This is a genomic window from Kocuria rhizosphaericola (genome assembly GCF_044462205.1).
GTDB classification, from domain to species: domain Bacteria; phylum Actinomycetota; class Actinomycetes; order Actinomycetales; family Micrococcaceae; genus Kocuria; species Kocuria rhizosphaericola.
Genome location: NZ_JBISWK010000035.1, coordinates 53,282 through 66,444, shown reverse-complemented (window position 1 = coordinate 66,444; position 13,163 = coordinate 53,282). Strand labels below are relative to the sequence as shown.

The 13,163-nt window shown below is 72.7% G+C and carries 11 protein-coding genes; 5 read left to right on the top strand and 6 right to left on the bottom strand.

Annotation, left to right across the window (positions count from 1 at the left end; genetic code table 11):
* Positions 1–13 precede the first annotated feature (13 nt).
* Positions 14–1,957: an ABC transporter transmembrane domain-containing protein gene (locus ACH9D2_RS04095; RefSeq protein ID WP_396361478.1), complete on the bottom strand. Its 1,944-nt coding sequence runs from the start codon at positions 1,955–1,957 to the stop codon at positions 14–16.
* 73 nt (positions 1,958–2,030) lie between these two features.
* Between ACH9D2_RS04095 and ACH9D2_RS04090 the strand changes: the two genes are divergently transcribed.
* Positions 2,031–2,531, top strand: a complete 501-nt coding sequence (locus ACH9D2_RS04090; protein WP_396361477.1) for a MarR family transcriptional regulator — start codon at positions 2,031–2,033, stop codon at positions 2,529–2,531.
* 230 nt (positions 2,532–2,761) lie between these two features.
* On the opposite strand, the gene ACH9D2_RS04085 is transcribed toward ACH9D2_RS04090, so the two are convergent.
* Positions 2,762–3,709, bottom strand: coding sequence for a helix-turn-helix domain-containing protein (locus tag ACH9D2_RS04085; RefSeq protein WP_396361476.1), 948 nt, complete (start codon positions 3,707–3,709; stop codon positions 2,762–2,764).
* A 183-nt stretch (positions 3,710–3,892) separates the two neighbouring features.
* Positions 3,893–4,987 (bottom strand): alanine dehydrogenase, encoded by a 1,095-nt coding sequence (ald, locus tag ACH9D2_RS04080; protein ID WP_396361475.1) that lies wholly within the window; start codon positions 4,985–4,987, stop codon positions 3,893–3,895.
* A gap of 136 nt (positions 4,988–5,123) precedes the next feature.
* On the opposite strand from ald, the gene ACH9D2_RS04075 reads away from it, so the two are divergent.
* Genes ACH9D2_RS04075 through ACH9D2_RS04065 form a run of 3 tightly spaced genes read left to right on the top strand, consistent with a single transcriptional unit; the run spans position 5,124 to position 8,925 of the window.
* The gene (locus ACH9D2_RS04075) at positions 5,124–6,386 is read left to right on the top strand and encodes a M24 family metallopeptidase (protein ID WP_396361474.1); all 1,263 of its coding nucleotides are present in this window, start codon (positions 5,124–5,126) and stop codon (positions 6,384–6,386) included.
* A gap of 7 nt (positions 6,387–6,393) precedes the next feature.
* Positions 6,394–7,686, top strand: coding sequence for an aminotransferase-like domain-containing protein (locus ACH9D2_RS04070; protein WP_396361473.1), 1,293 nt, complete (start codon positions 6,394–6,396; stop codon positions 7,684–7,686).
* Between the two features lie 36 nt (positions 7,687–7,722).
* The gene (locus tag ACH9D2_RS04065) at positions 7,723–8,925 is read left to right on the top strand and encodes a M20 family metallopeptidase (RefSeq protein ID WP_396361472.1); all 1,203 of its coding nucleotides are present in this window, start codon (positions 7,723–7,725) and stop codon (positions 8,923–8,925) included.
* Positions 8,926–9,192: 267 nt separating this feature from the next.
* Here the strand turns inward: ACH9D2_RS04065 and ACH9D2_RS04060 are convergent, their stop codons facing one another.
* From ACH9D2_RS04060 to ACH9D2_RS04050, 3 genes are all read right to left on the bottom strand, one after another.
* On the bottom strand, positions 9,193–9,432 hold the full coding sequence (locus tag ACH9D2_RS04060) for a hypothetical protein (protein ID WP_396361471.1): 240 nt from the start codon (positions 9,430–9,432) through the stop codon (positions 9,193–9,195).
* Between the two features lie 156 nt (positions 9,433–9,588).
* Entirely contained in the window at positions 9,589–11,004 is a 1,416-nt protein-coding gene (locus tag ACH9D2_RS04055) for an amidase (RefSeq protein WP_396361470.1), read from the bottom strand.
* 258 nt (positions 11,005–11,262) lie between these two features.
* Positions 11,263–12,153, bottom strand: a complete 891-nt coding sequence (locus ACH9D2_RS04050; protein WP_396361469.1) for an enolase C-terminal domain-like protein — start codon at positions 12,151–12,153, stop codon at positions 11,263–11,265.
* Positions 12,154–12,416: 263 nt separating this feature from the next.
* Here ACH9D2_RS04050 and ACH9D2_RS04045 point away from each other — a divergent pair, with 263 nt between their 5' ends.
* The gene (locus ACH9D2_RS04045; protein WP_396361468.1) at positions 12,417–13,079 is read left to right on the top strand and encodes a GntR family transcriptional regulator; all 663 of its coding nucleotides are present in this window, start codon (positions 12,417–12,419) and stop codon (positions 13,077–13,079) included.
* The last annotated feature ends 84 nt before the right edge of the window (positions 13,080–13,163 follow it).

Sequence of the window (13,163 nt, the reverse complement as noted above, 5' to 3'; positions counted from 1 at the left end):
GGGCTGCCGCGGGTCAGGAGGCGGTGGCGTGGTGACCGACCGGGGCGGCGGCGTGGCCCCGGCCCGTCCGTGCAGCCAGGAGGGCGTACGGGCCGCCGGCCCCGCGCAGCTCCCCCGGCGCGCCCCGCTCGACGATGCGGCCGTCCGCGACCACCACCACCTGGTCGGCGTTCTCGACCGTGGAGAGCCGGTGGGCGATCGTCAGGGTGGTGCGGTCGACGGCCAGCCGGTCGAGGGCCTCCTGGACCTGCGCCTCGGTGGTGTTGTCCAGCGCGCTGGTCGCCTCGTCGAGGACCAGCACGGGCGGATTGCGCAGCACGGTCCGCGCGATGGCCAGGCGCTGCTGCTCCCCGCCGGAGAAGCGGTGGCCCCGGGCGCCGACCACGGTGTCCAGCCCGTCCGGCAGCCCGGCGACGGCGTCGGCGATGCGCGCGGCGCCCAGGGCGCGCCACAGCTCGGCCTCGGAGGCGTCCGGATCCGCGAGCAGGAGGTTCTCGCGCACCGTGGCGTGGACCAGGTAGGTCTCCTGGGAGACGACCCCCACGATCCGCGCGAGGTCCGCCGGATCGACGTCCCGCACGTCGACGCCGTCGATCGTCACCCGGCCCCCGGCGACGTCGTTGAGCCGCGGCAGCAGCGAGCCGAGGGTGCTCTTCCCCGAGCCGGTGGGCCCGACGACCGCCGTGGTGGTGCCGGCCGGCAGCACCAGGTCGACGTCGCGCAGGACGTCGGCCCCGCCCTCGTAGGCGTAGCGCACGCCCTCGAACCGGACCTCCCCGCGCACGGTGGCCGGGTCCAGGCGGACGGGAGCGGCGGGCGGGGCGATCTGCGGCTCGAGGTCGAGGTACTCGAAGATCCGGCTGAAGAAGGCCAGCGCGGACACCCACTGCACGCCGATGTTCAGCAGACCCATCACGGGCCGGAAGACGGCCCCCTGCAGGGCGGTGAAGGCCACCAGGGTGCCGATGGTCATCCCGCCGCCGGTGGCCGGGAAGCCGGCGGCCAGGTAGATCACGGCCGGGATCGCGGCGAAGACGATCTGCATGGTGGCCATCCGCCAGCGCCCGGCCAGCTGGCTGCGCAGCTCCAGGCCCACGAGCCGGTCGGAGCGCTCGGTGAAGCGCGCCGCGTCCCGCCCCGTGGTCCCCAGGGTCTTGGCGAGCCGGACCCCCGAGACGGACAGGCCCTCCTCGACCTGGGTGTGGAGCGCGGCGAGCTCCCGCTGTCGCTCGTCGGTGACGTCCCGGCGGATCAGCGCCACGCGGCGGGAGAGCCAGACGGCCGGCGGCAGCACCAGCAGGGAGATGAGGCTCATCGCCGGGGACAGCGCCACCATGGCCACGGCGGTCGCCACGGCGGTCGTGAGGTTGGAGGCCACCCCCGTGGCGGAGCTGGTGACCACGGACTGCATCCCGGCGATGTCGTGCGTGAGCCGCGACTGCACCTCCCCGCCCCGGGTCCGGGTGAAGAAGCCCAGGGACTGCGCCTGCAGGTGGGTGAAGAGCTCCACGCGCAGCGCGTGCATGACCCGCTGACCCATCGCGGTGGCCATCCAGGTCTGGACCACGCCGATCACGGAGGTCACCGCCGCGACCCCCACCATCGAGGCAGTGAGCACCAGCAGCAGGCGGGTGTCGCCGTTCGGCAGGGCGTCGTCGATGATGCCGCGGATCAGGAACGGCTGGGCGAGGTTGACGACCGAGGACGCGGTGATGAGCAGGACGACGAGCGCGATCGTGCCCCGGTGCGGGGCGAAGAGCGCCGCGATCCTGCGCGGGCTGACGGGGTGACGGGCGAGCTGCTTCCGGTCCGCGGGGTCCAGGCGGGCGGGACGGCCGCCTCCCCCACCACCGCCGCCACCGCCGGGACCGGGCAGGCCGCCCGGCGCCTCGGCCGGGACGCCTCCGCCGTCGTGCGCCGGGGTGCGGACGCGCGCGGTGCGGTGGGTCGTCGTCATGGGGTCCTCCTCGGGGAATATCAAGGAGGTTACCTCTCTATGAGGTACCCCGCAATGGGGTTAGGATGGCGCCATGCCGCACGACGATCCCGATCCGGCCCGCCTGGGGGACCTGCTGCACGCCGTCTTCCGCCGGCTGCGCCGCCGGTGGGCCGAGCAGCTGGCCCCCTTCGGGCTGACCCCGCACCAGTTCCGGGCGCTCGACGCCCTGGCCGGGCGCACCGGGGCGCAGGGACATCCGCACCACCGGGCCGGGGCCTGCCGCCAGGACGGCGGGTCCGGCAGTCTGCGCGTGAAGGACCTCGCCGACGCCCTGCGCATCGCCCCCCGGTCCGCCACGGAGGTGGTGGACCTGCTCGAGCAGAAGGGGCTCGTGGAACGGGTTCCGGACCCCTCCGACCGGCGCGCCACGCTGGTGGCGCTGACACCACGAGGCACCGCCCTGCGCGGGCGCGTCCGGGAGGACCGGCGCCGGGAGTCCGACGAGTACTTCGCCCGGCTGGAGCCGGAGGACCGGGCCGAGCTGGAGCGGCTGCTCCGCCTGCTCACGACGGACGGCCCGGCCCCGGACTGACACCCCGCGGGACGTGCAACGGGCGCCCGACGAGCCACAACGGCTCCCCGGGACCGACCTCCGTGGTGGCGGGTCCGCACGCGAGGAAGGCCGAAGGAGACCGCGGCCAGGACGGCGGAGGCGACCACGGCGATGCACATCGGCACGGCGGCGCTGCTCCCCGGGCCAGCGGGGCGATCACGGGTTCCTGCACATCGGTGATCCTGCCGACCCCGGCCCCGCAGGGGTCGTCAGCGGTGGAGGGTGTGGTGCGGAGGCACCCCGAAGGCCTGCCGGTAGTACTGGGCGAAGCGGCCCGCGTGGGTGAAGCCCCAACGGGAAGCGATCTCCTTCACGGTGTTCCCGGCACGGGGATCGGCTTCCCGCAGGTCCCGGTGAGCGGCGTCCAGGCGGATCCGTCGCAGGTACTGGGCAGGGGTCAGCCCCAGCGGGTGGTTGGCGCGGAACGCCTGCACCAGGGCCCTCGTGGTCGTTCCCGCCGCACGGGCGGCGTCCTCGACGGTGACCGGGGCCGCGGCGTGGTCGTCGAAGAACTGCACCGCCACCCGGTACCGGTGAGCCTGGGCCTCCATGGACAGATACCGCTCCTCGCGGTCCCCGACCAGCGGGAAGCACTCGAGCAGCCCCACAGCGAGGTGGCGCGTGAGCTCGGCGCGCACCAGCGGCTCGGCGAAGGCCTCCGAGGCCACGACGCCGGCCCCATAGCGGGCCAGAGCCGACCAGTACTGGCCCAGCCTGGCGCTGACCGGTGCGGAGGACGTGAAGCCCACCGCGGTCTCGGTGCCGTAGACGGTGTCGGCCGTGGCCTGCACCAGCTCCACCGGCAGATGGGCCATGGTGACGTCCACGTCCTGGGCCACCACGAGGGACGAGTACTCGGGGCGGAACAGCACCGAGGAGCCTGCTGCCGCAGCACCGGTCTCCTCGCGGACCTGCCAGTCGTACCGGACCCCCCGCACGTTGGCCACCGTGAACGCTCCGGTGTCCCCCCACAGGGACATCGTGCCGCCCACATGCACCGCCGACACCGCGACCCGCTCGTCCCCGGCCCGGGACAGCCGGTAGGAGAAGTCCGGATCAGTGGAGCTGTAGCCGAATCGCATGCCGGTCCGCTCCCCCAGGGCGGGCAGCACCTCCGGGTCCGAGACGGTGAGGTCGTGGCGGAACACCTCGGCCATGGGACAACACCACCTTCCGCGCGGGACACACCTCGCGGGGCCCAGTTCTGATGTCCATTCTCCAGCCGGGCCGGCGCGCACGCACTGTTGTGACCCTGGACTCCTGCCGCATTGCGCTTTCCGCCACGAACGGATCGGGACGGGCCCGTCGCCGACGCCGACCCGCGGACTCCCGCCGACGGGTCAGGCCAGCTGCGCCGGCAGGTCCGCGAAGGCGTCCGCCACCCCGGCGTGCCGGATGCTCCCGGCGGCCGTGTTGAGCCCGGCCGCGAACTCCGGGTCGGCGGCCAGGGCCTGCTCCGGACCCTGCGCCAGGCGCCGCAGATAGGGCGTGGTGGCGTTGGCGAGGGCCCGGGTCGCGGTGCGCGGCACCGCGCCGGGCATGTTCGCCACGCAGTAGTGGGTGATGCCGTCCACCTCGAACGTGGGGTCGTCGTAGGTGGTCGGACGGGAGGTCTCGAAGCACCCGCCCTGGTCGATGGCGACGTCCACGAGCAGGGCGTGGTCGTGCAGCACCCCGAGGTGCTCGCGGCGCACCAGCTTGGGCGCGGCCGCCCCTGGGACGAGCACCGCCCCGATCACCACGTCCGCGCCGGAGATCTCCTCCTCGAGCACGTGCTCGTCGCTCATGAGCACGCGGGCCCGGTGCCCGAGCAGGTCGGTGAGCTCGCGGATCCGCGCGCCGTTGGCGTCCAGCACCGTGACGTCGGCCATCAGGCCCGAGGCCATCAGCGCGGCCTGGGTGCCCACGGCCCCGCCGCCGATCACCACGACCTTGGCCGCGGCGACGCCGGGGACCCCGCCCATCAGCAGACCGGGGCCGCCGGCGTTGGACTGCAGGTGGTGGGCGGCGGACTGCGCGGCGAGCCGTCCCGCAATCTCGGACATGGGCTGGAGCAGGGGCAGCATGCGGCCGGAGCGCACTGTCTCGAAGGCCACCGCGGTGGTGCCCGCCCCGAGCAGGGCCTCGGTCAGCGGCCGATCGGCGGCCAGGTGCAGATAGGCGAAGAGCGTGAGGTCGGGGCGCAGGTACTCGTACTCCTCGGCCACCGGCTCCTTCACCTTGACCAGCAGCTCCGCCCGGTCCCACACCGTGGACCGGTCGACCACCTCGGCCCCCGCGGAGGCGTAGGCGTCGTCGTCGAACCCGGACCCCTCCCCCGCGCCGGTCTCCACGAACACCTCGTGGCCGTCCCGCACGAGCTGGGTCACTCCGGCGGGCACGAGACCGACCCGCAGCTCGGCAGGCTTGATCTCTCGGGGAACTGCGACGCGCATGGTCTGTGCTCTCCTCTCGTGGCCGCGGGCCTCCGTGCGGTCCAGCGGCGTCACCGCCGCCGCGCGCGGCTCATGTCGCCACCGTACGCCCCCGGCGTATTGTTGACAATCTGCAATTCGCTTTCCATCATGAAACATGACCACTTCGTTGCCGAACACCCAGCCCGCGGACCCGGCGGAGCCCCGCCTCGCTGTGTGCTCCGCGACCCCGGACACACGCCCCGCGCTGTTCTCCCCGGCGGAGTACGACCGCCGACTGCAGGCCGTGCGCCGGAAGATGGACTTCCAGGGCCTCAGGGCGCTGGTCGTGACGGATCCGGCGAACATCTTCTACCTCACCGGCTACGACGCCTGGTCGTTCTACACCCCGCAGATGCTCTTCGTGCCGGAGCGGGGCGAAATGCTCCTCTACCTGCGCGAGATAGACGCCCACGGAGCCTTCCGCACGAGCTGGCTGCCCCCGGAGCAGGTCGTGGGCTATCCCGAGCGCTACGTGCACCGCCCCCACCTGCACCCCTTCGACTGGGTGTCCTTCGACCTGCGCCGCCGGGGACGGATCGCCCCGGCCGCCACGGGCTGCGTGGGACTCGAGATGGAATCCCACTTCTTCTCGCCCAAGGGGTACCGATCGCTGGTCAACGCGCTGCCGGAGTGGACGCTCGTCGACTCGTTCGAACTCGTGAACTGGGCACGTGCCGTGAAATCGGACGCCGAGATCCAGTACATGCGCACCGCGGCCCGGGTCACCACGGTGGCGATGCAGGCCGCGATCGACGCGATCGAGCCCGGCGTGCCCCAGAACCGGGTGGCGGCCCAGATCGCCCGGGCCCAGGCCGAAGGAGTCGACGACGCGTGGGGCGACTTCCCGGCGATCGTGCCCATGCTGCCGACGGGCGCCTCCGCCGACACTCCCCACCTGACGTGGTCCGACCGCATCCTCCGGGAGGGCGACGCCGTGGTCGTGGAGCTGTCCGGCGCGCACCGCCGGTACCACGCCCCCCTGGCCCGCACGGTGATGCTGGGCCCCCCCTCGGGCGAGCTGCTGCGCCTGGAGGCGGCCGTGGCCGAGGGCCTGCAGGCCGTGCTCGACACCATGGCTGAGGGCGTGCCGGTCCGGGAACTGGCCAGCGCCTGGAACTGGTCGCTCGCCAAGCACGGACTCGAGAAGCACAGCCGGCTCGGCTACTCCATCGGCATCGGCTACCCCCCGGACTGGGGCGAGCGCACCATCAGCATCCGCACCGAGGACGAGTCCGTGCTGGCCGAGAACATGACCTTCCACGTCATCTGCGGCATGTGGATGACCGGTTACGGGTACGAGGTCTCCGAGTCGGTGCGCGTCACGCGCACCGGTGTGGAGACCTTCACCTCGTTCCCCCGCGCAATCATCAGGAAGTGAGAGACCCATGACGACAACCACCGCACACCTCACCACAGTCGAGAACCTCGCCGTCAAACCCACCCGCGGGATCAGCGGGGACCCGGCCCAGGGCCTGCTGCCCCTGGCGCGACGGGCCGACGGGCTCGTCGGCTCCGTCATCGACTCCTCCACCTCGCTGCTGGCCGCCCAGAGCCACGACATCGTCCGCTTCGCGATGGGCGCCCCCGCCGCCGAGGTGATCCCCACGGCCGAGTTCCGCCGCATCGCCGGCGAGGTCCTCGACGACAGTTCCTTCACCTACGGTGCCACTGAGGGAGAGCCCGGGCTGATCGAGACGGTCGTGGAGCACCACTCCACCACGCCCGAGCCCACCCGCCCCGAGCGCCTCGTCATCACCTCGGGCGGCATGCAGGGCCTCGACCTGGCGTTCAAGCTGTTCGTGGACCCCGGGGACCTCGTGGTGGTCGAGAGCCCCACGTACACCAACGGCTCGGGCACCGCCCTGAGCTACGGCGCCGACATCCTGGAGGTCCCGATGGACGAGGACGGCATGGACGTGGACGCACTGGAGACCCTGGTGGCCGAGTCCGGCAGGGTCCCGCGGGTCATCTACACCATCCCGAACTTCCAGAACCCCTCCGGCACCACCCTCAGCGAGGCCCGCAGGATCCGCATCCTGGAGCTGGCGCACCGGTGGGGGTCGGTCGTGCTCGACGACGACCCGTACGGCGGCCTGCGCTTCGCCGGCACCGACGTGCCCGGTTTCCGCGCCATCAGCCCGGACGATCCCCTGGTGTACTCGGTGCGCACGTTCTCCAAGGTGCTCGCCCCCGGACTGCGCGTGGGCTGGGTGGACGCGGACCCGAAGCTGCGCAAGCTGCTCATCGCCGGCAAGCAGGCCATGGACACGTGCACGAACGTGCCCAGCCAGCACATCGTGGAGCGGTTCGTGCGCCAGGGCGGCTACGACGACCACCTGACCGGGCTGCGCACCGAGTACCGTCGGCGCAAGGAGGCGATGGACGCCTCGATCGCCCGGAACCTGGGCTCCCGGGTGACCACCACGGACCCCGAGGGCGGGTTCTTCCTCTGGGTGACCCTCCAGGGCGAAGACTCCCGCGTCTCCACCTCGCGGCTGTTCGAGATCGCCCTCGCCGAGGGCGTCGCCTTCATCCCGGGCGCGTCGCTGTCCCCCTCGGGCCGTTTCGAGGACGCCTTCCGGCTCTGCTTCGCCTCGACCACCCCGGAGCGCACGGAGGTCGGCGTGCAGCGACTGGCGCGCGCCCTGGACATCGCCCGCGAGGAGCTCGACCGCTGATCGACGACGCGGGCGGAGCCCGGTCCGGGAGGAGCCATGCAGACTGCCCATGAGCTCGAGCACGCCGTCCTCGGTCTCGTCGCCCCGGACGAGGTCGTGGCACTGACCTGCGCCCTCGTCGACGCCGGTGGGGAGAACCCCGGCGGCACCGAGGAGCGCACCGTCCAGGTCCTGGAGCGGGCCGGCCGCGCCCGCGGGCTCGAGGTCCGCACCGACCCCGCCGCCCCGGGCCGGCCGAACGTGGACGTGGAACTGGTCCCCGGCGGGCCCGTCGGGGACGGTCCCGGCCTGCTCTTCCTCGGGCACTCCGACGTGGTGCCCGCCGGGCCCGGCTGGAACCGGGAACCGTTCCGCTCCGTCGTCGAGGACGGCCGGCTCTACGGGCGGGGGTCCACCGACATGAAGGGCGGTCTCGCGGCCGTGCTCGTGGCCATGGACGCCCTGCGCCGCTCCGGTGCGCCGCTGAGCGGCCCCGTGCGGCTGGCCAGCACCGTGGACGAGGAGGACCTGGGCCTCGGGATCCGGCACCTGACGCGGCAGGGGCTCGGCCGGGACTTCCGTGCCTGCGTGGTCGCCGAGCCCACGGACCTCCAGACGGTGGTGGCGTGCCGGGGCGACGCCTACCTGGAGCTCGCCGTCACCGGGGTGCCGGCACACTCCGGGCGGCCCGCGGACGGGCGCAACGCCATCGACGCCGCGGCCCGGGTGCTCGAGATCGTCCGCGCCGACCACGCGCGCCGGCAGCGGGACCTCGATCCCCTGCTGGGCGCCGGGAGCTGGAACGTCGGGCGGATCGAGGGCGGACGCACCCCCTCGATGGTCGCGCCCTCCTGCCGCGTGTGGCTCGACCGCAGACTGATGCCGGGCGAGGACCCGCACCGGCTCGCCGCGGAGCTGCTGGCGGACGTGGACGCGGCCGGCATTCCCGGGGACGGCATCTCCGTGGACGTCGAGGTCACCATGGCCATGCCGGGGTTCCGCACGGACCTCGACCACCCTCTGGTCACCACCGTGCACGGCGCCGTCGCCGAGCTCGGCGGTCCGGCGTCCGTGGGCGGCTGGACCGCCGCCTGCGACGGCGGCTTCATCGCCCGGGACCACGGCGTCCCCACGGTGGTCATGGGCCCCGGCGGGCTCAACGACCAGGCCCACCAGGTCGACGAGTCCGTGGGCGTGGACGAGCTGGTGCTCGCCGCGCGCGCCTACGCCCTGACCGCGCTGCGCCTGCTCGGGGGCTGATCCCGGAGCCCCTGGCGTCGTCGTGCGGCTCCGTCCCGGGGATCTCGGTACCGCGCAGGGACGCGCCGACGGTCTCATTCATGAAGCCCACCGCGATCAGGCCCACGACCCGACCGACCATCATGGGGAGAGCCGGCACCAGGGGGTTGCCTGTGGTCTCGATGGGCCCCTCGTTCACCAGGGGCGCGGCGGCGCCGAAGATCGACGTCGAGATGCTGCAGGTGATCGCGGACCCGGCCGAGCGCACCTGGGTGGGGAACATGACGGTCAGGACCCTCTGCTACCCATGCCGACCTTTCCCTCCAGGCAGGTGGGCACGGGGCTCAGCAGCGTGCAGTTCGCCGCGTCCAGGGCGATCACAAGACCCGACAGGGTGAGCATCGGACGCCAGTAGTGCGTGACCAGGTCCTTGAGCTCGGTCCACACGTTGCCCTCGGTCCTGCCCGTCTGCCCGAGCTCCTCGGAGATCGGGGTCCCGGCCGGCCGGCACCGCAGGTGGAGACCCACGAGGCCGAGGAGGCCTCGGCACGGTGCGTCGTCCGGCGCCCCGGGGTCTGTCGGCCCCGCCTCCGACGCAGGAACCCGAACGCGCGGTTGACGACGAATCGACCGGATTCGTGGTGGTGGTCGCGCACAGGGTCCGTCGTGGCCCCGCTCCAGTGGTCAGCCGTGGCCGGCCACCGCGCGCGCCGGACGCCGGGTTCCCCAGTCGACCGCCTGCTCGTAGGCCTGGCCGGCGCGGAGCACCGTGCGGTCCGCGTGGCGGGGCCCGACGATCTGGAGGCCGGCCGGCAGGCCTGCCTCCGTGAAGCCGCACGGGACACTGATCGCGGGCTGCTGGGTCATGTTGAACGGGTAGGTGTACGGCGTCCAGCTGGTCCAGTCCGGGGAGTGCCATCCCTCCGGCGCGTCACGGTCGCGCGGGAACGCAGGGATCGGCAGCGTGGGAGTGAGCAGCAGGTCGTAGGTCTCGTGGAAGCGACCCATGGTCACCCCGAGGTCCATCCGCACGGCGGTGGCGTCGAGGAAGCCCGAGGCGCTGATCTCGCCCTGCTCCTCGATGCTCCGGCGCAGACCGGGATCGGCCCGCTCCATCGCCGTGGGACCGTAGCCCTCCAGCACCTTGGCCGCGCCGGCGAACCACAGGGTGTGGAACGCCTCGACCGGGTCCTCGATGCCCGGGTCCACCTCCTCCACCTCGGCTCCGAGGTCCTGGAACCGCTCGGCGGCCGCACGGACGAGCCGCTCGACCTCCGGGTCGTTCTGCCCGAACCCGAGCGTGGGCGAGAAGGCGATGCGCAGGCCGCGGACCCCGTCGTCGAGCCCGTCCAGGAAGGACCACGTGGGTGTCGGCAGGGCCGACCAGTCACGCGAGTCGAAGCGCGTGATCACGTCGAGCATCAGCGCGGCGTCGGCCACGGTGCGGGTCATGGGCCCGGCGTGCGCGAGCGTCCCGAAGGGACTGGCCGGGAACATCGGCACGAGACCGTAGGTCGGCTTGATCGCGACCGTGCCGGTGAAGGCCGCGGGGATGCGGACGGAGCCGCCGCCGTCGGTGCCGACGGCCCAGGGCCCCATGCCCATCCCCACGGCGGTCGCGCTGCCTCCGCTGGATCCGCCCGAGGTCAGGCGGGCGTCCCGGGGATTGCCGGTCGAGCCGTGGCGGAGGGAGTCCGTGACCCCCTTCCAGGCGAACTCCGGCGTGGTCGTCTTGCCGATGAGCACGGCACCGGTCTCGCGCAGCCGGGCCACGCAGGGAGCGTCCTCCTCCCAGACGCGGTCCTCGTCGATGAGCCGCGTGCCACGGAGGGTCGGCCAGCCCCGGGTGTAGAAGATGTCCTTGATGGAGGTGGGAACGCCGTCGCCCGGACCCAGCACCTGCCCGGTGCGCCAGCGCCGCTCCGAGTCGGCCGCCGCCCGCATGGCCTGTTCGGGGTCCACGACGACGAAGGCGTTCACCGCGCCGTCGTGCTCCTCGACGGCCTTGAGCGCGTCACGCGTGGCGTCGACGGGCGAGATGTCGCCGCGGCGGTACCCGTCCAGCAGCTCCAGTGCGGTGAGGTCTGTCAGATCAGTCATTCTCTTTCCTCCTGTTGATGGGCGGCCGGACCAGCACGGCGACCCCTGCGCCGCCGACCCGGCTCGGGGGGAAGCCGATGCCGACCGCGTACCCGCAGTGGTGCCTGGGGCAGTCCCCATGATCCGGGCCGCGATCGATGACGGCCTGCCACGCCGCGCAGACGTCACCGTTGAGGACTCCGGGTCGCAGGGCGTCCTTGACCGCCTCCAGTCCTGTCGTGGCGACCGAGGGCAGCCGGGGGCGCGGGCCCCCGGAGGTCACCGGCGCGGGACCGGGTGCGAGGCCCGGCGACGGGGCGGCCACGTCAAGCACCTCCGGCCACGGGATCCGCGGATCGCGGGCGGCCCGGGGCGGGCACGCGGTGAAGCGCCGTGACGAACATGGCAGATCCCCCTCCCTTCGTACGATTGTCTACAACGAGCATATGGTGTCGATGTGATCCGGGCAACACGCCGCGGTGGGTCGGCGGTCATCGGGAGGTCTCGCGGCTCGGCGCATGTCGTCGCCGGGCCCCTGTCCATCCGGTTGTCCACCGAGACCACATCCGCGGCCCCGGCCTCGATCAGCTCCAGCTGGTCGTCCCGGGTCCAGGAGGCCTCGTTGGCGTCCACCCGGATCTTCGCGTCCGGGCCCGTCGCGGAGCGGATCGCCCCCACCCGCTCGATGTCCTGCGACGGCTCACCCGAGCCGACCGTGAGGCAGAAGGTCCGGAAGCCCTCGGCGCAGCCCTTGGCGGCGTCGGCGGCCACGTCGGAGGCCGGCTGGTGGCTGAGACAGCAGAAGAACTCGACCTCGTCGCGCACCTCGCCGCCGACCAGGTTGGCCAGGGGCTGGCCGCTGAGCTTGCCCACGATGTCCCAGCAGGCCATCTCGACCGCTGCGATCGCCGGGCTGGTGGCCTCGACATGGTGCCGGGTGCCGATGATGTCGACCCGCTTCATGATCCGCTCGATGGTGAACGGGTTCCCTCCGACCGCCAGCGGCCCGATCGACTGGATCACGGCCAGCACGATGTCGGCCGACGGATGCGCGGCAGCCCCACCGGGTCCGATCACGCCTTCGTCGGTGTCGACCTCGCGCAGGATGCTGACCATGCCGCGGCGTCCGCCGAACGCCCGGATCTCGTCCTCGGTGAAGAGCGAGGCCACAGGGGTGGCTCCCAGGCCGGTGATGCGCAGTGCGATCTTCCTGACTGTCGAAGCCAGCGGAAAGTCCTTGCGCAGGACTTTCGACAAAAGGACTCGAAACACGTGATGCGGGCCACGGCAACACCGTCCGGGAAGAGATTCCGGCCGGGGACTCGGCGCGGGGTCTCGCGGAACATCCCGGCGACATGCCAGGATTCCGTTTCCTCGCGGTATGATTGTCCACAATCATTTCATCGAGCACCGCCCTCACGTCCGGAGGCACCATGACCAGCCCCATTCTGCAACCGGTGGTCCAGGAGACCACGCCGGCACTCATCGCGCGTCAGCTGCGCCGGGCCATCGGCGAGGGGGACCTGGCGCCGGGGCAGCAGCTGAACGAGGCCGAGCTCAGCCGCCGCCTGGGCGTGAGCCGGGGACCCTTGCGCGAGGCCATGCAGCGGCTCGCCCAGGAAGGCCTGCTGGTCAGCATCCGGAACCGGGGCGTGTTCGTCATCGAGGTCACGGACGACGACGTGCGGGACATGTACCTGGCGCGCACGGCCGTAGAACGCGCCGCTGCGGCACGGGCCATCCAGGTCCACGCGGAACACGCCGGTGAACGGCTCCTCGAGGTGGTGCAGACGATGGCGGCGGCCGTCGCGCAGAACGACACGGACGCGCTCACGGAGGCCGACGTGGAGTTCCACGCGCTGCTCGTGGCCCTCGCCGGCAGCCGCCGGCTGGCGCGGATGCACACCACGCTCATGGTGGAGACCCGCATGTGCATCACCGCGCTGGAGACGAAGTACACGTCGCACTGGTTCCGCCTGGACGAGCACCGGGACATCGCCGAGGCGATCGGTCGGGCCGACGTCGAGAGCGCCGACCAGCTGCTCCTGGACCACATGGAGGATGCCATCGGCCGCCTGGCCCCTCCGGAGGGATGAGCGGCGAGCACGGGACGAGCAGGAACGCGCCCAGGCCTGCGCGAACGTGTGAGAGCCCTTCGCCCGGCCAGAACGGCCGGGCGA